This is a genomic window from Pseudomonas sp. CMR5c (genome assembly GCF_003850545.1).
Taxonomy (GTDB): domain Bacteria; phylum Pseudomonadota; class Gammaproteobacteria; order Pseudomonadales; family Pseudomonadaceae; genus Aquipseudomonas; species Aquipseudomonas piscis.
The window spans coordinates 5,019,706-5,038,093 of record NZ_CP027705.1 but is presented as its reverse complement, the minus strand read 5'-3'; the positions used below and the strand labels follow the sequence as shown (position 1 = coordinate 5,038,093).

Annotated in this window: 18 protein-coding genes; 5 read left to right on the top strand and 13 right to left on the bottom strand. The window is 63.9% G+C overall.

Translation table 11 applies throughout. From position 1 onward, the window contains the following. The first annotated feature begins 70 nt into the window (after nucleotides 1-70). Nucleotides 71-1,252, top strand: coding sequence for a CaiB/BaiF CoA-transferase family protein (locus tag C4K40_RS23040; RefSeq protein WP_053133403.1), 1,182 nt, complete (start codon nucleotides 71-73; stop codon nucleotides 1,250-1,252). A 7-nt stretch (nucleotides 1,253-1,259) separates the two neighbouring features. On the opposite strand, the gene C4K40_RS23035 is transcribed toward C4K40_RS23040, so the two are convergent. Further along, nucleotides 1,260-1,754 carry a SprT family zinc-dependent metalloprotease gene (locus tag C4K40_RS23035; protein ID WP_022640256.1) on the bottom strand — a complete coding sequence of 165 codons (495 nt, stop codon included), beginning with the start codon at nucleotides 1,752-1,754 and terminating at the stop codon, nucleotides 1,260-1,262. A 146-nt stretch (nucleotides 1,755-1,900) separates the two neighbouring features. Continuing rightward, the gene (locus tag C4K40_RS23030) at nucleotides 1,901-2,503 is read right to left on the bottom strand and encodes a Yip1 family protein (protein WP_022640255.1); all 603 of its coding nucleotides are present in this window, start codon (nucleotides 2,501-2,503) and stop codon (nucleotides 1,901-1,903) included. 283 nt (nucleotides 2,504-2,786) lie between these two features. Here C4K40_RS23030 and ttcA point away from each other — a divergent pair, with 283 nt between their 5' ends. Next, nucleotides 2,787-3,611, top strand: a complete 825-nt coding sequence (ttcA, locus tag C4K40_RS23025) for a tRNA 2-thiocytidine(32) synthetase TtcA (protein ID WP_022640254.1) — start codon at nucleotides 2,787-2,789, stop codon at nucleotides 3,609-3,611. 46 nt (nucleotides 3,612-3,657) lie between these two features. Here ttcA and C4K40_RS23020 read toward each other — a convergent pair whose 3' ends face one another. The 7 genes from C4K40_RS23020 to arsC all read right to left on the bottom strand — a co-directional run bounded on the left by C4K40_RS23020 (nucleotide 3,658) and on the right by arsC (nucleotide 10,609). After that, nucleotides 3,658-5,193, bottom strand: coding sequence for a glycosyltransferase family 39 protein (locus tag C4K40_RS23020; RefSeq protein ID WP_053133400.1), 1,536 nt, complete (start codon nucleotides 5,191-5,193; stop codon nucleotides 3,658-3,660). Between the two features lie 119 nt (nucleotides 5,194-5,312). Then, nucleotides 5,313-6,986, bottom strand: a complete 1,674-nt coding sequence (arnT, locus tag C4K40_RS23015) for a lipid IV(A) 4-amino-4-deoxy-L-arabinosyltransferase (RefSeq protein WP_053133397.1) — start codon at nucleotides 6,984-6,986, stop codon at nucleotides 5,313-5,315. Between the two features lie 337 nt (nucleotides 6,987-7,323). Beyond that, nucleotides 7,324-7,923 (bottom strand): histidine phosphatase family protein, encoded by a 600-nt coding sequence (locus C4K40_RS23010; protein WP_256224098.1) that lies wholly within the window; start codon nucleotides 7,921-7,923, stop codon nucleotides 7,324-7,326. 532 nt (nucleotides 7,924-8,455) lie between these two features. Further along, nucleotides 8,456-9,127, bottom strand: coding sequence for a DNA-3-methyladenine glycosylase I (locus C4K40_RS23005; RefSeq protein ID WP_053133392.1), 672 nt, complete (start codon nucleotides 9,125-9,127; stop codon nucleotides 8,456-8,458). A gap of 111 nt (nucleotides 9,128-9,238) precedes the next feature. After that, nucleotides 9,239-9,661, bottom strand: a complete 423-nt coding sequence (locus C4K40_RS23000) for a DUF2069 domain-containing protein (RefSeq protein WP_022640249.1) — start codon at nucleotides 9,659-9,661, stop codon at nucleotides 9,239-9,241. After that, complete coding sequence (gene wrbA, locus C4K40_RS22995) at nucleotides 9,645-10,259, bottom strand: NAD(P)H:quinone oxidoreductase (RefSeq protein WP_022640248.1); 615 nt, start codon at nucleotides 10,257-10,259, stop codon at nucleotides 9,645-9,647. Before wrbA ends, C4K40_RS23000 begins: the two co-directional genes overlap by 17 nt. Then, nucleotides 10,256-10,609: an arsenate reductase (glutaredoxin) gene (gene arsC, locus C4K40_RS22990; protein ID WP_022640247.1), complete on the bottom strand. Its 354-nt coding sequence runs from the start codon at nucleotides 10,607-10,609 to the stop codon at nucleotides 10,256-10,258. The genes wrbA and arsC overlap by 4 nt, the downstream gene beginning before the upstream one ends. A 139-nt stretch (nucleotides 10,610-10,748) precedes the next feature. Between arsC and C4K40_RS22985 the strand changes: the two genes are divergently transcribed. Further along, on the top strand, nucleotides 10,749-11,213 hold the full coding sequence (locus C4K40_RS22985) for a TlpA disulfide reductase family protein (RefSeq protein ID WP_031320315.1): 465 nt from the start codon (nucleotides 10,749-10,751) through the stop codon (nucleotides 11,211-11,213). 42 nt (nucleotides 11,214-11,255) lie between these two features. On the opposite strand, the gene C4K40_RS22980 is transcribed toward C4K40_RS22985, so the two are convergent. The 4 genes from C4K40_RS22980 to C4K40_RS22965 all read right to left on the bottom strand — a co-directional run bounded on the left by C4K40_RS22980 (nucleotide 11,256) and on the right by C4K40_RS22965 (nucleotide 15,994). Continuing rightward, on the bottom strand, nucleotides 11,256-11,660 hold the full coding sequence (locus C4K40_RS22980) for an META domain-containing protein (protein ID WP_022640245.1): 405 nt from the start codon (nucleotides 11,658-11,660) through the stop codon (nucleotides 11,256-11,258). Next, a complete protein-coding gene (locus tag C4K40_RS22975; RefSeq protein WP_022640244.1) occupies nucleotides 11,657-12,094 on the bottom strand; it encodes a hypothetical protein in 438 nt (145 codons plus the stop codon). Before C4K40_RS22975 ends, C4K40_RS22980 begins: the two co-directional genes overlap by 4 nt. Nucleotides 12,095-12,183: 89 nt before the next feature. Beyond that, on the bottom strand, nucleotides 12,184-13,173 hold the full coding sequence (locus tag C4K40_RS22970) for a 2-hydroxyacid dehydrogenase (RefSeq protein ID WP_053133388.1): 990 nt from the start codon (nucleotides 13,171-13,173) through the stop codon (nucleotides 12,184-12,186). Nucleotides 13,174-13,240: 67 nt separating this feature from the next. Next, the gene (locus C4K40_RS22965) at nucleotides 13,241-15,994 is read right to left on the bottom strand and encodes a response regulator (RefSeq protein WP_053133385.1); all 2,754 of its coding nucleotides are present in this window, start codon (nucleotides 15,992-15,994) and stop codon (nucleotides 13,241-13,243) included. 238 nt (nucleotides 15,995-16,232) lie between these two features. Here C4K40_RS22965 and C4K40_RS22960 point away from each other — a divergent pair, with 238 nt between their 5' ends. After that, nucleotides 16,233-16,952: a response regulator transcription factor gene (locus C4K40_RS22960; RefSeq protein WP_022640242.1), complete on the top strand. Its 720-nt coding sequence runs from the start codon at nucleotides 16,233-16,235 to the stop codon at nucleotides 16,950-16,952. Next, a complete protein-coding gene (locus C4K40_RS22955) occupies nucleotides 16,939-18,312 on the top strand; it encodes a sensor histidine kinase (RefSeq protein ID WP_053133382.1) in 1,374 nt (457 codons plus the stop codon). Before C4K40_RS22960 ends, C4K40_RS22955 begins: the two co-directional genes overlap by 14 nt. Nucleotides 18,313-18,388: the final 76 nt, after the last annotated feature.

Sequence of the window (18,388 nt, the reverse complement as noted above, 5' to 3'; positions counted from 1 at the left end):
ACCGTTGCGGTGATTGGCGGACGTGCCGTGGCTGCCTACTCTGTGGGCAGTCGATCAGAAGGAGAGGCACATGCAAGGGCCGTTGGCGTCACTCAAGGTACTGGATTTCTCCACTCTGCTGCCGGGGCCGTTCGCTTCGCTGCTGCTGGCGGATATGGGCGCGCAGGTGCTGCGCATCGAGTCACCGACCCGCATGGACTTGCTGCGGGTCCTGCCGCCCCACGACCAGGGCGTATCGGCCAGCCATGCCTACCTCAACCGCAACAAGCGCAGCCTGGCCCTGGACCTGAAGCGACCCGAGGCCCTGGAAGTGGTACGGCAACTGGTGCAGGACTACGACATCGTCCTTGAGCAGTTCCGCCCGGGAGTGATGGAGCGCCTGGGGCTGGGCTACGAGGCCTTGAAGGCGATCAACCCGGGGCTGATCTACGTGTCCATCACCGGCTACGGCCAGACCGGCCCCTACAAGGACCGCGCCGGGCACGACATCAACTACCTGGCCCTGGCCGGCCTGGCCAGCCAGACCGGCCGCCGGGAACAAGGGCCGTTGCCCCTGGGGATCCAGGCGGCGGACATCGCCGGCGGTTCCCTGCACGGGGTGATCGGCCTGCTGGCCGCGGTGATCGCCCGCCAGCAAAACGGCCAGGGCCAGCACCTGGACGTGAGCATGACCGACTGCGTGTTCAGCCTCCACGCCATGGCCGGTGCCGGCTACCTGGCTTGTGGGGTGGAGCCCGGGATGGAGCAGCAAGTGCTCAACGGTGGCAGTTTCTATGACTACTACCGTACCCGCGACGGGCGCTGGTTGTCGGTGGGCAGCCTGGAGCCGGGGTTCATGCAGCAGTTGTGCGCGGCCCTGGGGCGGCCGGAGCTGGCGGCCCAGGGGCTGTCGCCTGTCCCCGAACAGCAGCAAGCCCTCAAGCACGCCTTGCAGGTCGAATTCGAGAAGCATGATTTTGCCGAGTTGTGCCGGCTGTTCGAGGGCCTGGATGCCTGTGTCGAGCCGGTTCTGGGCCTGGCCGAGGCCTTGGAGCATCCACAATTGCAGGCGCGCCAGCTGGTCAGCCAGGTGCCCCGCGAGGATGGCAGCCGGCAGGCGCAGATCGCTTGTCCGCTGAAGTTTTCCGCGGGTCTGCCCGAGCCGCGACATGTCGGTGCAAGTCTGGGGGGCCATTCCGCCGAGGTGTTGGCGGAGCTGGGATACGACGCCGAGCGGATCGAGGCATTGCGACGCGACCGGGTGATCGCCTAGGGGCAGGTCATTCGACCCGGGTTTCGCCGCTGTAGACCAGGGTCTGCCGGCAACGCCTGCACAGGTAGCGCCGCCCCTGGGCCACCAGCTTGTGGCGCTGGGCGGAAAACGGAAAATCGCTCTGGGCGCAGGGGCAGCGGTAGATATAGCGGGTCACGCTGCGCCGCTGCACCTCGTAGGTATGGCAGCGATTGGGTGGCAGTTCGTAGACCCCGCGCATGATCAACTGCCACTCCTCGCCGTGGGGCTGGATGCGGTCGCCGAACAGCTGGTGGGCGATCAGGTGCGCCACTTCGTGGGCCACGGTCTGCTTGAGGAAGTCCTCGGTGTTCTCCCGGTACAGCTGCGGGTTGAAGCGCAGCAGGTTCTCGTGCAGGTGGGCGACTCCGGCTTTCTGGCCGCGCAACTTGAGGCTGACCAGCGGGCGCTTGAAGGGACGTTTGAAAAAGGATTCAGCGAGTAGGAAACAGTCTTCAACGCGGGTATTGAGTTGCTCGGGCATGCTTGGCGGTTCTCCAGAGCGCTCGAGTATGCCGCAAAGGCCGCTGAATCCGAACCGCCAAGCCGCCCAATGGTCATGCCCGGAAAGAGGAAGGCCGCCTTGCGGCGGCCTGTATTGGCAGACAGAGGATTATTATTGGCGCGGCGTCAGTTGGTGTAGACGGGGCCGACGCCCAGGCCCCAGACGATGACGGTGAACGCCATGATTGCCACCAGCACCACCAATCCCACCGCCAGTACCGAGCTGGAGAACAGGAAACCTTCATCGGACGGGATGTTCATGAAGGTCGGCAGCCCGACGTAGAGCAGGTAGACCGTGTAGCAGATGGCCGCCGTGCCGACGATCATGCCCAGCCACATGTGCGGATAGAGCGCCGCCAGGCCACCGACGAACAACGGGGTCGCGGTATAGGTGGCGAAGGCCACGCAGCGCGCCAGGCTCGGATTGGCGTCGTAGGTGCGGGCCATCCAGTGGATGAAGCCGCCCATGACCCCGACACCGCCGAGCATGGCCAGGTACGACATGATGGTCATCCACAGGGCGCTTTCACTGGTCAGCATCACCGGCGCGCGACTGCCGATGACCCAGCCGACCTGGGTGGTGCCGATGAAGGCCGAGATGGCGGGGATCGCCGCCAGGATCAATGTGTGGGTGAGGTACATGTGGCTGATGCTTTCTTCGGCATCGCCACGGATGTCTCGCCATTCCTGATCGGGGTGGGTGAAGAGTCCTACGACATGATGAATCATGGTCAGTCACTCCTTTGTTGTTGCCATCGCCCCCCAACGGAGCGCTACAACCACGTGGCACAGTGCAGGTCTGTATATGCGACCTTATGTCGCAGTATAGGGAGGAGTTGTCGCCAGATGTACGCCTCTTTAGAGCAAATTGCGCTGTAAAAGCCTGGGCTAATCGCCAGGGCCTCTGTCGCCTCGGGCCCGCTGGCCGCTGCTCGGCAGCGCTTTCGCGGGGCGGGTGTTTTTGCGTAAAATGTCCGGCTTTTCGTCACACACCTCGCGGATTCCAAGCGCCATGGGCACTCTTACGGTCAACCAGAACAAACTGCAGAAACGCCTTCGCCGGCAGGCGGGCGAAGCGGTCGCCGATTTCAACATGATCGAAGATGGCGACAAGGTCATGGTCTGCCTGTCCGGCGGCAAGGACAGCTACACCATGCTCGACGTGCTGCTGCACCTGCAGAAGGTGGCCCCGATCAAGTTCGAGATCGTCGCGGTGAACATGGACCAGAAGCAGCCTGGTTTCCCCGAGCACGTACTGCCGGCCTACCTCAAGGAACTGGGGATCGAGTACCACATCGTCGAGAAGGACACCTATTCGGTGGTCAAGGAGCTGGTGCCGGAAGGCAAGACTACCTGCTCGCTGTGCTCGCGCCTGCGTCGCGGCACCCTGTACACCTTCGCCGACGAGATCGGCGCGACCAAGATGGCCCTGGGTCACCATCGCGACGACATCGTCGAGACCTTCTTCCTCAACATGTTCTACAACGGCTCGCTCAAGGCCATGCCGCCCAAGTTGTTGGCCGACGACGGGCGTAACGTGGTGATCCGTCCGCTGGCCTACTGCAGCGAGAAGGACATCCAGGCCTATTCCGACCTCAAGCAGTTCCCGATCATCCCCTGCAACCTCTGTGGTTCCCAGGAGAACCTGCAGCGCCAGGTGGTCAAGGAAATGCTCCAGGAGTGGGAGCGCAAGAGCCCGGGGCGGACCGAGAGCATCTTCCGCGGCCTGCAGAACGTCATCCCGTCCCAGCTGGCGGACCGCAACCTGTTCGACTTCACCAGCCTGCGTATCGATGAAAGCGCCACGCCGCGCTTCGTCAACGTAGTGAACCTCTAAGTCTGGGAGTTTGCCGCGCCGCTCATTGCCGGCGCGGCGCGCTGTTTCATTCCGTGGCGGGACGGGGAATGAACGCCAGGTTGCCTTCCGCGGGTTTGCCGGCCAGCCGCTCGCCATTGGTCGGTTGGGTCCTGATCACCTGGTGATCGTCACCCAGGTACTCCAGTAACTGCGGGCCTTTGTTGTCCTGTGCCACGAAGATCAGGGTGCGCTGGGGGTCCCAGTGCTGGCCGCTGGTGCGCTCCAGCCAGGCCATGAAGTCGGCGCTGGTGCCGTGCTTCGGGAAATCCTGGTTCTCGGGCACGTAGTAGAACGGCGCCCCCTGGTTCTGCACGTACATCGGCAGCTTGTTGTCGACCTCCACCATCACCATTCGCCATTGGTTCCAGGGAGCGATCCGGCTGGCCTCGGCCTTGACCTGCGCGGCGAAACCGAGCACTCCGCCACCGCCGTTGCTCCAGGGATAGGCCAGCCCCAGCACCAACAGCATCACCATGGCGGCGCTGGCCAATCCCAGGTTCCAGCCGCGACTGCGCTCCCGGCCCAGGTTCCGTGCCTGCTCCAGGCGTCGGGACAGCCACCAGGCACCCAGCAACTGGGCGAAGGGCACCAGCGGCAGGACGTAGTAGCTGCGCCGGCTGCCGCTGGCGGTGAAAAACAGGAACAGCAGGCCCAGGGCCCAGACCAGCCAGCGTTCGTTGGCGTGCAGCTGGCGCCAATGCCGGGTTGCGACCCAGAGCCCGAGGATCCAGCAAGGGGTCCAGGGCAAGGTGTAGAGCGGCAGGTACACGAGGTAGGTGTAGATCGGCCCGACATGGTCGAACGGCTCGAAGAAGCGGACGACGTTCTCGCGAAATACCAGGTTCAGGCCGCTTTCTCCGGAATGCGGCGTGCCATATAGATGCGCGAGCAGGAACGGTACCATGTACAAGGCACCGGCCAGCAGTATTGCCAGGGCCAGGCGCAGGTTGAGGTGGCGCCTCCAGCGCCCCTGGGCCAGCAGGTGCGGCAGCAGGATCAGGCCTGGCAGGACAAAGCCGATCAACCCCTTGAGCAGTGAGGTGATCGCCAAAATCAGGAAGAACACCGTGTAGCGGCCCAGGCGGGTGTCTTCCGGGCCCCGCCAGTACCACCACACTGCGGCTAGCACCCCGCACACGGTGAGAATGTCGGCGGTGGCGACCCGGGCCCAGAAGACGAAATAGAAGGTGGTGGCCAGCATCCAGCCGGCGATCAGGCCAGTGCCCTTGCGGAACAGCTGCTCGCCCAGCCGGTACACCAGCCAGATGCTCAGCCAGGCGGCCAGTACCGAGGACAATCGCAGCGACCAATGTCCCAGACCTCCGGTCAGCCAGGTGCTGGCGACGATCAGCCAGTAGGAGGGCAGGGGTTTGTCGTAATAGGGACTGCCCTTGAGATAGGGATCGAAGTAATCGCCGCTCTGCAGCATTTGCAGCACGATGTTGGCCCAGCGGGTTTCCGGGCCCCATAGCTCGCGCGAACCCAGGCCGAGCAGCAGGATCAGGGCGGACACACCGAGCAGCAGGGCCAGGGCCTTGCGTTCGTTGCTGTGGATCTTCATCGGTGGGATTTCCGTGGACAGGATCGAGGAAGAGGCGGTCCATCGCCGTCACACGTGTAAAGCGCCAGCGTTGGCCTGGGCCGACGCTGACGTTGTCAGCAGGTATCAGGGGGCGCGTATCAGGGCTGGGTTGCCGGCAGGATCAGGATCACCAGGTTGCCCTTCGTATAGCGCTTGCCGCCTGGCGGCAGCAGGGCCAGCTCCTGGTTTTCCACCACGTCCTTGACCCGCATGACCACCCCGACCGATCCCTGGCTGCGCGCCGCTTCCATCCACTGGCCGACGTTCTCCATGCTGACCTTGCGCTGGATCGAATCGGCGTATGCCAGGCCGTACTTCAACTCGCTTTCGGTGTTGTACAGCGCCACCTCGGGGCGTTGCAGGCGCCAGGCCAAGGCTGATGCCGTACCCAGGTCATTGCTCAGCAGGGTCTTGCTTTGTTGCAGCTCCACAAGGTGTTCCTTGATGAACTGGTCGGGCATTTCCTTGTAGACGATCATCGCCGGCATGCCCGCCGGTAGCAGCGCCACCAGCAGCCAGATACCCAGGGCCGGTGCCGCCCAGTACTGCAGCGGTTTGGAGGCGGGCAGCAGGTTGGCGATGATCCAGCCCATGAGCATGATGAACACCAGGGACAGGCTGAGCATTTCATCGTGGCCGTACACTGGCCGGGTGATCTGCAGGACCAGCAGTACCACCAGGGCGCCAACGCCGATCACCAGGTTGAGCAGGGCGTTGAGACGGACTTCCCGACCCCGGCCGGCACTGATGCGCTCCACCAGGGCGTGGCCCATGAGCACGGCCAGGGGCAGCAAGCACGGCATGATGTAGGTCGGCAGCTTGCCTCGACTCAGGCTGAAGAACACCAGCGGCAGGATCATCCACAGCAGGAGGAAGCCTGTGGCGGCCTGGCGCTTGTCCTTCCAGGCCTGGAGCAGGGTGCCGGGCAGCAGGGCCGCCCACGGCAGGCTCGAAACCACCAGGATCGGCAAGTAGAACCACCATGGGCGGGTGTGCTGGGCGTTCTCGGCGGCAAAGCGGCGGATATGTTCATGCCAGAAGAAAAAACGCCAGAAGTCCGGTTCCTGGGCATGGATGCTCAGCGCCCAGGGCAGGCTGATGAGCACCGCCACCAGCACCGCCACCAGGCCATAGCGCAACAGTTGGCCGAGGCGGCGCTCCCAGAGTGCGTAGGGCAGGGCGATCAGCACCGGTAGCAGCCAGGCCAGGAAGCCCTTGGTCATGAACCCCATGCCGCAGGCTGCACCCAGGGCAGCCCAAGCCAGGAGGCGGGCGCGTACGGTTTGGCTGTGCAGGGCGAACCACAGCGCCACCAGGCTTAAGTTGACCCACAAGGTGAACTGCGGATCGAGGTTGGAATACCCGGCCTGGCCGGCCACCAGGCCGAAGCTCATGTACAGCAAGGCCGCGATAAAACTCTTGCGTGGGTCGTTCCACATCCGGCGGGTGACCAGGTAGGCCAGCACCACGCTCAGGCCGGTGCTCACGGCGGAAGCGATACGCACGCCGAACAGGTTGTCGCCGAAAATGGCCTGGCCGATGGCGATCATCCAGTAGCCGGCAATGGGTTTTTCGAAGTAGCGGATGCCCATGAAGTGCGGTGCGATCCAATCGCCGCTCTGCAGCATTTCCTGGCTGATCTGCGCGTAGCGGGTTTCATCCGGGATCCACAAGCCATGGCCGGTCAGTGGCAGCAGGTAGAACAGGCCGAAGGCCAGCAAAAGAAAGAGCAGCCCCCAGCGTTGCAGGATGTCGGTCGTACTTCCACCCATGGTGTAGCCAGACGGCGTGGTGCTTGTTCCATAAGCCTGGGGTGGCAAGGTGCGGTGCATTGGTGTCCTCTAAGTCATCTGCTGGAAGCTGGGGCGTTACTTGTATCGAATGCAGCCGATAAAGCATTACTAGTTAGCAAGCTCAGTATTTTTAGCTTGTAAAGAGTGTCAGGCGACCGTTTTTAGTGTTTTGACCTGGCCCTGTTAATGGAGCGGCGCTGTTATAGGTCGTGCGGTAGTTTCTTCTATTAGTACAAGTTCTATCGAAGTCAACTTGCTCAAGCGTCTAGTCTGTCTTTGCGCTGAATTAAATCTGTTGGGATGTTGTAAAAAAGAGTTATAGCTTGGCCGCCTCCGGCACAAGTGCCTGTTGCCAGTCCTCGACCTTGATGCTGCCAAGTATCTGCAACGTGCCATCGCTGTTCAGAGTGACGAACAGCGAACTGTTGTACTGACTGTGGGGGGCGTGCTCGAAGCCCAGTTGGCTCTCCAGGTCGCTGATGCAATCGCTGTGGGTGACCAGTACCAGGTTGCGTCGCGGAGCCTTGTGCGCCTTGATCGTTTCGCCAAGCTGGCTACCGCAACTGAGCAGCCAGTCCTGGGTTTTCGCGGGCTGACCGAACATGAATTCCGCGGTTTGCCGGGTGCGGGTGGCGGGGCTGCTGAGAACATCGGTGGAGTCCATGCCCAGAACCTGGAATGCCCGGCCCAGCCTCCTGGAGATGCTGCTTCCGGCCAATGTGATGCCGTCGATGGGGCCTATGCAGGGGTTGGGCGAACGGTCGCAGCGTTCGGCATGGCGTACCAGGGCAATCACTTCGCCGCTGTTCCAATGACGGTACATGCCTGCGCTTTCCATCTGGTTGGCGGCTCCCAGGTCCAGGGGCGCGCCAGGCCAGAGCACGAAGCCGCTGACCAGGATTGCCAGGACTGCCACGCTGGCCCATGCCATGGCCTTGCGGAATCGGTTTGGATGCGAGGCCAAGGTGCCCGTGTCGGATTTAGCAGTGTCGATCACTTCGCTTACCTGAACTGTTCTGGAAGAGGGCTTGTCATTCGGGTTGGAGCTGATGTTCTGAAAAGACCGGTAACGGGACCTGCGCTGCAACTGCTTGCCAATCTAGAGCGTGCCGAGTTAGCGAAGGGTGAAAGCAATGTGAAAAAAACGAATGGATCACAATCATTATTTTAAAAGCCGACAGCCTTTGTTCAGCTTGTTGGCCTGATCAATGCTTCGTAGCCCATTTGTACATGGCTAATGATTGCAGAATGTCGATTCCACCAAGCCTTTACTGATTGTTTTTAATTGTGTGGGAAGTTCAGGCGGACTTTATCCGATCGCAAACAGCGAGTGAGAAATCCCCGCATTTAGTTCAGCTTATTGTCAGCTTGCGTAATCGGTTGGGCGAAAGTGAGGAAGATCTCCCTGCCCGTTGCAGGCAGGGAGATGCTCTGGAAGTGAACAGAGATCAGTGGTTGACGGTGTAGGCCAGCATCGCCGACAGCTGGCACAGCGGACGGCCGCTCTCTTGCTGCCACTGATTGAACACGGCTTGTACCAGGGCCTGGTCGCGTTTGCTGCTGGGTACCTTGTCGACGATGCCCTGGGCATTGAGGGCTGCCACCACGTCCTGGGAAGGAATGAAGGTGTCCTTGCCCACCATGCGCAGGAAGCGTGGCGCCGAGAGGCCGCCCAGCTGGTTGCCGTGCTTGGCCAGGTACTGCCAGAGGCCGGTGATGTCCTGGGCCGGCCAGTCGGCGATGAAGCTGCCGAAGCTGCCGTGCTGCTGCTCCACGTCGAGGATCATCTGGGCATTGCGCGGGACGCTCTTGAGCTTGCCCAGGTGGCGAATGATCCGCGTGTCCTGCATCAGCCGCTCCAGGTGCTCGGCCCCCATCAGCACCACTTTGTGGGGGTCGAAGCCGAAGAACACTTGTTCGAAGACTGGCCACTTGGCGTCAACCAGGCTGTGCTTCAGGCCGGCGCGAAAGACCCGCAAGGCCAGCAGCGACAGGTAGCGATCGCTACCCAGGGTGCGCAGGTAGTCGTCGCTGGCCGGAGTTGGCAGCCGCGCCTCCAGGGCTGCGGCGGAGCCGAAGCGATTGAGACAGTATTCATTCAGCCATTTGTAATCGTGCATGCCTGCTCCGGTCGGATCGGGAGTGTCGGTCAGAAGGTCCGTTGTGCAAGGTGGGGGCGGCTGGCATGGATGCAAGCCCCGGCATCTTGCGATGGGGGCTTGCACCTTGCCTCAGGCCGGGGTGGCGCCTTCGCCGGCCAGCCGGCGGTTGAGCTGGAAGCGCCAGCGCACGTACAGCAGCGAGGAAGTGAACACCGCGAGGCTGGCGAGCATTTCCAGCAGGCCGAACAACTGGCGGTTCGGGTCATAGGCCGCCAGCGCGCCCTTGATGAAGTACAGGTTGACCACGAAACACATCCAGGAGTGCCCGCGGGCGCTGCCACTGAGCATGCCGGGTGCCATCAGCAACAGGGGCACCAGCTCGATCAGCAGGATCACCCAGGGCCGGGCGCCGTGCAGGTCGGCGACCAGCAGGTAATAGATGCACAACAGGCCCACCAGGGCGAAGAAACACATAAGACTAAGGGCCCGGGCCACTCGCACCCGGGGTTGTAGCCAGTGGATCTCGGGCAGGATCTTAGGCTTCTTGGCCACGGCCGTTCTCCAGTCGCTGGGCGGTCTTGGCCAGGCGCAGGCCCAAGGCTCGGCACAGGGCGATCTCGTGCTGGTCCAGCGGGCTCTTGCCATCCGCGCCGGCATGGTGGCTGGCGCCGTAGGGGGTGCCGCCGCCCTGGGTCTCCAGCAGCGCCGATTCGCTGTAGGGCAAGCCGGTGATCAACATGCCGTGGTGCAGCAAGGGCAGCATCATCGACAGCAGGGTGGCTTCCTGGCCGCCATGCAGGCTGGCCGTGGAGGTGAACACGCCAGCGGGCTTGCCCACCAGGGCGCCGGTCAGCCACAGATTGCTGGTACCGTCGAGGAAGTACTTGAGCGGCGCCGCCATGTTGCCGAAACGGGTCGGGCTGCCCATGGCCAGGCCGGCGCAGTTCTTCAGGTCGTCGAGGCTGGCGTACAGCGCACCGCTGTCGGGGATGGCCGGGGCCACGGCTTCGCATTCGGCGGAAATGGCCGGGACGGTACGCAGGCGGGCTTCCAGGCCGGCTTGTTCGATGCCTCGGGCGATCTGCCGAGCCATCTCGCTGGTGGAGCCATTGCGGCTGTAGTACAGCACCAGGATGTACGGCGTGCTCAAGGCAGGATCTCCAGCACGTTTTCCGGTGGTCGGCCAATGATGGCCTTGTCACCTGCTTCCAGAACCGGGCGCTCCATCAGCTTGGGGTGCTGGGCGATGGCGGCGATCAACTGCTCTTCGCTGAGGCTGGTGTCCGCCAGGCCGAGCTCCTTGTATTCGTCTTCGCCGGTGCGCAGCAACTGACGGGCGCCGATGCCGAGCTTGCCCAGGAGGCTGCGCAGTTGGGCGGCGTCCAGTGGGGTTTCCAGGTAGCGGACCACGGTCGGGGCCAGGCCGCGTTGTTCCAGCAGCTCCAGTGCGGCACGGGATTTCGAGCAGCGCGGGTTGTGATAAAGCGTCAGGTCGGTCATGTGCGGGTCGCATCTTGCGTAAGGTGGCGGCTATTCTAACCGCGCGACGGGCTCTGCTGAACCTCGAGAGTCGTTCGGTCGCAGCGGCCATGGGTGGCCGTGGATCATCCAAGACACTTTCAAAGACGGGAAAACAGGCATGGCAAGGCAATTGGCAGCGGCATTGGCGATCATCACGACCCTGTTGCTGGGCGGTTGTGGCAATGACTACGGGGTCGACCAGTATGGCCGCAAAGTCGCCTCCGAACGCCTCGACAAGCAGTGGCTGGTGCTCAACTACTGGGCCGAATGGTGTGGCCCGTGCCGGACCGAGGTGCCCGAGCTGAACGCCCTGGACGAGCAGCTCAAGGGGCAGTCGGTGACGGTCTTGGGGGTCAACTTCGACAACGTGCAGGGCGAGGAACTCAAGAGCGCCAGCGAGAAGCTGGGGATCAAGTTCACCGTGCTGGCCCAGGATCCTTCGCCGATCTTCGACCTGCCACGCACCGAGGCGCTGCCGGTGACCTACATCATCGACGACCAGGGCAAGGTGCGGGAGCAACTGCTGGGTGAACAGACCGCAGCAGGGGTATTGGCGAAACTGCAGGCCCTGCGCGGTCATTGATGAGGGGCGCCGCGGCCACCCGGTGGCCACGGCACAGGACAGTCAGCCTTCTTCCAGCCACCAGCGCAGCGGCTTGCCTTCGGCAGGCCAGAAGCGTACCTGCTCGATGGGCGAGATATCCCAGCGTTCGACGGTCTCCAGGGCCTGGAGGAAGCGTCGTTCCTGTTCCATCAGGGCCGGGGCACAGAGCTTGCGGGTGCTGCCCACCTTGCCGAAGCTGAGCTTCTGGCCATCCAGGGTATAAGGGGCGAACCAGTGGTTGCAGCCGCCATTGCCGTAGGCGCGGCCATCCTCGCCCAGGGTGATGGTCAGGTGGCTGTAGTCGATGAGCGGACGCTCACCGATCCATTCCAGGATATAGCTGCGGTCTTGCTTGAGCTGCAGCGGCTCGGCGGCGCAGCCCAGCAGGCCAGCGCCCAGTGCCAGGACCAGCGCCAGGCGTTTCATTGCGCCGCCTGCCGGCATTGAGGGCACAGGTGGCGCTCGCCTTCGCTGCTCCAGCCGAGTTCGGCGATCCGTGCGCTGGCGGCGGGTTGGCGCGCCTTTTCGCCAAGCTTGGCATCCACTGCGAATTCGAAATCCAACTGGGTGGCGCAGCTATCGCAGTTGACCTGCCATTGGTGGATGGCCAGTTCGCCGAAGACCGGGCCGCTGGCGACCGCGACCCATTGGCCGACCGGGTTGATCAGGTGGCGAACGGTGTCCACCGTCAGGCGCATGGACAAGTCCTTGCTGCCCTTGAGGGTGACCAGCAGCACGTCGCTGGCGCGGATCGAGCCACCATTGCCGGTGACTTGATAGCGGCCCGGCACCAGTGCACGGCATTCGATCAGGGTGTGTTGCGGGCTCATCAGGGTGTAGCGGAAATCGTGTTCGACCATGGGTCCTCCAAATCTGCCGCGTATGCTAGCACGGGCCCCGGCGCCACAGGGCGCGGGCTGGCGACCTTCGATCAGCCCGCGCGCGGCGCTCAGTCATGGACCAGGTTCTGAGGCTGGCCGGCGAACCAGCTGGCGATGTTGTGCAAGGTGGTGTCGGCGATCGCCGCCAGGGCCTCGCGGGTCAGGAAGGCCTGGTGGGCGGTCACTATCACGTTGGGGAAGGTCAGCAGCCGGGCCAGTACATCATCCTGCAAGGGCAGGTCGGAGCGGTCCTCGAAGAACAGCTGGGCTTCTTCTTCATAGACGTCCAGCCCCAGGTAGCCCAGTTGGCCATTCTTCAGGGCGTCGATCAGCGCCGGGGTGTCCACCAGGCCGCCGCGGCCGGTGTTGATCAGCATCGCCCCGGGTTGCATACGGGCCAGGCTCTGCTGGTTGATCAGGTAGCGGCTGTCGTCGGTGAGGGGGCAGTGCAGGCTGATGATCTGCGACTGCTCCAGCAGTTCCGCCAGGCTCAAGTAGCGGGCCCCCAAGGCCTGCACGGCCGGATTCGGATAAGGGTCATGGGCCAGCAGCTGGCAGCCGAAGCCGGCCATGATGCGGGCGAAGGTGGCGCCGATCTGCCCGGTGCCGACGATGCCCACGGTCTTGCCCACCAGATCGAAGCCGGTCAGGCCGTGCAGGCTGAAGTCACCTTCGCGGGTGCGGTTGTAGGCCCGGTGCAAGCGGCGGTTGAGTGCCAGGATCAGGGCCACGGCATGTTCGGCCACGGCGTGGGGCGAGTAGGCCGGGACTCGGACCACGTCCAGGCCCAGGCGCTTGGCCGCCGCCAGGTCGACGTGGTTGTAGCCGGCCGAGCGCAGGGCGATCAGGCGGGTGCCGCCGGCCGCCAGGCGCTCGAGCACCGGTGCGCCCAGATCGTCGTTGATGAAGGCACAGACCACTTCATGGTTCTCGGCCAGGGCCGCGGTGTCCTGGCTCAGGCGGGCGGCCTGGAACTGCAGCTCCAGGCCCTGGGGCAGGCGGGCACCGAGAAAACTCTCGCGATCGTAGTTCTGGCTGCTGAAAAGAATCGTACGCATGGCTGCATCCTTGTTCGGGGAGGGCGCCCAGCATGGGGGCAGGGCGCCGGGCTGGGGTTGCCCTGGGTCAGGCCTTGACCCGTGCTTCGCTGGCCAGGCGATCGATGGCGTGGTCCAGTTCGTCCAGGGCGGCGAAGGCCTTGGCGTCCTCCTGCTTGAGCAGGGTCTCGCTGCGCTGGCAGGCCGCTCGCAGCTGTGGCACTCCGCAATAGCGGGTGGCGCCGTGCAGGCGGTGAACCCGTTCGATCAGGGCACTGTGGTCGTTGGCGGCCCGGGCGGCGTTGATCGCCTCGCGGTCGGCCTCCAGCGAGGCCAGCAACATGGCCAGCATGTCGGCGGCCAGGTCGGCTTTGCCGGCGGCCAGGCGCAGGCCTTCGTCCTGATCCAGCACCTGCAGTTCCAGGCCCAGCTCAGGGCGTTCGCCGCTGCGGTCCGAGCCCTGGTTGCGCAGGGCCAGCCCGGTCCACTTGAGTACCACCTGGGCCAGTTGCCGCTCGCTGATGGGCTTGGTCAGGTAGTCGTCCATGCCGCTTTGCAGCAGGGCGCGTTTTTCATTGGCCATGGCGTGGGCGGTCAGGGCCACGATCGGCAATGGCGGCCCCTGGCGTTCGCTTTCCCACTGGCGGATCGCCTCGGTGCTCTGCCGGCCGTCCATGCCGGGCATCTGCACGTCCATCATCACCAGGTCGAAGGGCTCGTGCTGGATAGCGTTCAGGGCGGCATAACCGTTGTCCACCGCCTGCACCTTGGCGCCCATGTCCTGCAACAAGGTCTGGATCAACAGCAGGTTGGCCGGGTTGTCATCGACGCACAAAACCCGTGGCGCACGGCTGGAAAGCGCTTCATCGGGTTCGCTGCGGACCCTTCGCGGGGTGACCAGGTCGGACAGCGCCCGGCGCAGTTTGCGGGTGCAGGCCGGTTTGGCCTGCAACTGGCTGTGGGGGTTGGGGACCGAAAGCTGGAACAGCGTCTGTTCGGTGGTCGGGCATAGCACCAGGACCTTGCAGCCCAGGTGTTCGAGATCCCAGATGTGCTGGCTCAGGCGTTCGGGCGACATGTCGTTGCCGGTCACGCCGAGTACCGCCAGGTCGATGGCCTGGTCGCTCTGGTGGACACCGGTGATGCCGTTGGTCAGGGCCTCCAGGGTGTTGAACGGCGTCACTTCCAGGCCACAGTCTTCCAACTGGTGCTGCAGGGCCTGGCGCGCCAGCTCGTGGTTTTCCAGCACCGCCACGCGCCGGCCCAGCAGCGGTGGCGCGGGCAGGTCCTCGGCGTCGTCGCGGGTCTTGGGCAGGCTCAGGCTGATCCAGAACTCCGAGCCTTCGCCGGGCGTGCTGTCGACCCCGATCTCGCCGCCCATCTGTTCGATCAGGCGCTTGGAAATCACCAGCCCAAGGCCAGTACCGCCAGGTTGGCGCGACAGCGAATTGTCGGCCTGGCTGAAGGCCTGGAACAGGGCACGCACATCCTGGTTCGACAGGCCGATGCCCGTATCCTGGATGCTGATGCGCAGTTGCACGCTGTCTTCGTGCTCTTCTTCGAGCATGGCCCGGGCGACGATGGTGCCCTCGCGGGTGAACTTGATGGCGTTGCTCACCAGGTTGGTGAGGATCTGCTTGAGCCGCAGCGGATCGCCGACCAGCGACAACGGCGTATCGCGGTACACCAGGCTCACCAGTTCCAGCTGCTTGGCGTGGGCCGCCGGGGCGAGGATGGTCAGGGTGTCCTGCAACAGGTCGCGCAGGTTGAACGGGATGCTGTCGAGCACCAGCTTGCCGGCTTCGATTTTCGAGAAGTCGAGGATCTCGTTGATGATCCCCAGCAGGCTGTCGGCGGATTTCTCGATGGTGCCCAGGTAGTCCAGCTGGCGCGGGGTCAGCTCGCTCTTTTGCAGCAAGTGGGTGAAGCCGAGGATGCCGTTGAGTGGTGTGCGGATCTCGTGACTCATGTTGGCCAGGAACTCGGACTTGATCCGGCTGGCTTCCAGGGCCTCCTTGCGCGCCAGGTCCAGCTCGATGTTCTGGATCTCGATGGTCTCCAGGTTCTGGCGTACGTCCTCGGTGGCCTGGTCGATGCTGTGCTGCAGTTCTTCCTGGGCATTTTGCAGGGTGCTGGCCATGCGGTTGATGCCCGAGGCCAGGTCGTCCAGCTCCTGGCTGCCCAGGGGCGGCAGGCGGGTTTCCAGGTTGCCGTCCTTGAGCTGGGTCACCGCCTGCTTGATCTGGCTCAGCGGGTTGTTGATGGTCCGTCCCATGCGCACCGCCAGCAGGGCCGTGACGGCCAGGCCGGAGGCGATCAGCAGCAGGCTGGCGAACAGGCTGCGATAGCCGCGCAGCAACATGCCGCTATGGGACAGCTCCAGTTCCACCCAGCCCAACAATCGGTCGGACTCATCGGGGATCAGGTCGCCCGCGAGGTTGCGATGGCGACCGAAGACCGGCAACTGGTAGCGGGTCGCGTCGTTGCCGCTGCGTTGCACCATCTGGGTGTTGTCGCCCATGGGTGCCGGGTTGAGCATGGTGGGGCCGGCATGGGCCAGGGGCGTGCGATCCGGAGCGAGGAACGACACTGCGCGCACGTCCTGTTGTTCCAGGGCCTGGGTGGCGATGCGCTCGAGCATCTGGGTGTTGCGGTTGCCCATCGCCGGGGCCACCAGGGAGGCCAGTTGTTCGGCGATCATTTCACCGCGTTGCAGGAGTTGGGTCTGCAGCTCCGATAGCTGCATCCAGGTGAAATAACCACCCAGCACCAGGGCCATCAGGCTGGTGGGCAGCAAGGTCAGCAACAGTACGCGGCCTTTGATTCCCAGTTTCTTGAGCACGCAACTCTCCTGCTTCCACGCGATTTCGATAGGTGAACGGGCACGTCCGTGATGCGCCACTTGCGCAGTGTAACGATTTGCCGGTGGCCAATCTTGGCAAATTGTTTCGCCTGCGCCGATGGCTGGCCTCGCTGGGAGGAGCCGGTGGTCGGCGCGGGCGGGTGCGACCAAGGCATCGGTTGCCGCGCCTCGGGCAATCTTGAATAATCGGCCAACTGAGAATCACTTGCACAAGCCAATGACTCCCGTATCTATTGACTCCCCCCGTGTCCTGGCCATCGAGGACGACCCGGTGCTCGGTGCTTATGTCCATGAGCAACTGCAGCGCTGCGGTTTTGCCGTGACCTGGTGCCGTAATGGCCAGGAAGGACTGGGCATCGCCCGCCAGCAGCCATTCGACGTGCTGCTGATGGATATCCTGCTGCCCGGAATGGACGGCCTGACGGTGCTCACGCACCTGCGCCAGAGCCATTCCACTCCGGTGCTGCTGATGTCGGCCCTGGGGGCGGAAGCCGATCGCATCAGCGGTTTCCGCCTGGGCGCCGACGACTACCTGCCCAAGCCATTCAGCATCGCCGAGTTGCGGGTGCGGATCGAGGCGATCCTGCGTCGGGTGGCCCTGGACCGGCGCCCGATGCCGCCGGTGCCCGTCAGCCAGCAGCAGAGCCTGCGGTTCGACGACGAGCTGTGCGACGTGTTCTTCGCCGAGCAATGGGCCGGGCTGACCCGCAGCGAATACCGCTTGCTGGAGACCCTGCATCGCAATGCCGACGAAGTGCTGAGCAAGGCCTTTCTCTACCAGCATGTGCTGCAGCGTGGATATGCCGCCCACGATCGCAGCCTGGACATGCATGTCAGCCAGATCCGCCGCAAGCTCAAGGCGCTGGGCTACAGCGAACGCCAACTGCGCACCGTGTGGGGCAAGGGTTATGTGTTGAGCGCCGATGACCTGGCCTGAGCTGCCCGGGCGGCATTCGGTGTTCTGGAAGCTGGCATTCCTGCTGGTGGCCTTCTGTCTGCTGATGATCTGGCTGAGCTGGTCCTGGGGCCGTTATGTCGAACAGAAGAACCTGTACCTGTCCGATGAAGCCAGGACCACTCTTCACGCTTATGCGCGGGAAGCCGAAGAAGCCTGGAAGAGCGGTCAGCAGACGGGGGTCGATGCCTGGGTCCAGCAGATGGCCAGTCGCGAGAAGAGTTGGGTCGGGGTCATCGGCAGCGACTTGCAGTCCCTCGGCAGCTACCCCCTCAAACCCATGGAGGCCCAGCGCCTTACCTTCCTGCGTGGGCCGGACTGGCCGGTGAGCCGGCATGCCCGGAACTTGCCCTGGTTGAAGATTCCCTTCCCCGAAGAGCCCTCTGCCGGCAGCCTGGTGATGGAGTTGCCACAGCGCTTCATGCCCGGCCGCTACCGGTTGTTCTGGCAGATCATGACCAATGGCGTGATCCCCGGGCTCTTTACCTTGTTGCTGTGCGTGGGGTTGTACCGATTGCTGGTGGTGCCGCTCAACCAGCTGCGTGAGCAGGCCAATGCCTGGCGGGCAGAGCAATTGAATGCCCGGCTGTCCACCGAGACCACCTTGCGCAAGGATGAGCTGGGGGAACTGGGGCGGGCTTTCGACCAGATGTCCGAGCGCCTGCAAAGCACCGTGGCCACTCAGCAGCAGTTGCTGCGGGACTTGTCCCATGAATTGCGCACACCCTTGAGCCGCCTGCGGGTCGCCAGCGAAAGCGAGCAGAGTCTTGTCGCCCTGCGCGAGCGCCTGGGGCGCGAAGTCGACGGCATGCAGCGCCTGGTGGAAGACAGTCTGCAACTGGCCTGGCTGGATACCGAGCGGTCGCCCCTGGCCGAGGAGCAGATCCAGGTCCAGGCGCTGTGGGAGATGCTCAGCGAAAACGCCTGTTTCGAAAGCGGCTGGTCCAGCGCGCAGTTGCGCTGCGAGCTGGTGGCCGACTGCTGGGTGCGGGGGCATCTCAATACCTTGGCCCAGGCCCTGGAAAACGTCCTGCGCAACGCGATCCGGCATTCTCCGCCTGGCGCCCGGGTAACCCTGGACGGTCAGCGTGAAGACCAGTACTGGCACCTGTGGCTGGACGACCAGGGGCCGGGAGTCGCCGAACAGGACCTGGAGCGGATTTTCGCACCCTTTACCCGCCTGGATGGCTCGCGTCCCGGGGACGGCGGGTTCGGCCTGGGCCTGAGCATCGCGCGCAATGCCGTGGGACGCCAGGGGGGGCAGATATGGGCACAGAACACCGAGCAGGGCTTGCGCATCCATCTGCGCTTGCTGGCGGCACAACCGCCGGCCGTCGTCTGAGGATCGTCAGTCGGCCTTATGCCAATAAGCCATAAGACCCTCACTTTGCGTGATATGGCGTCAGGAGGTTTGCCGG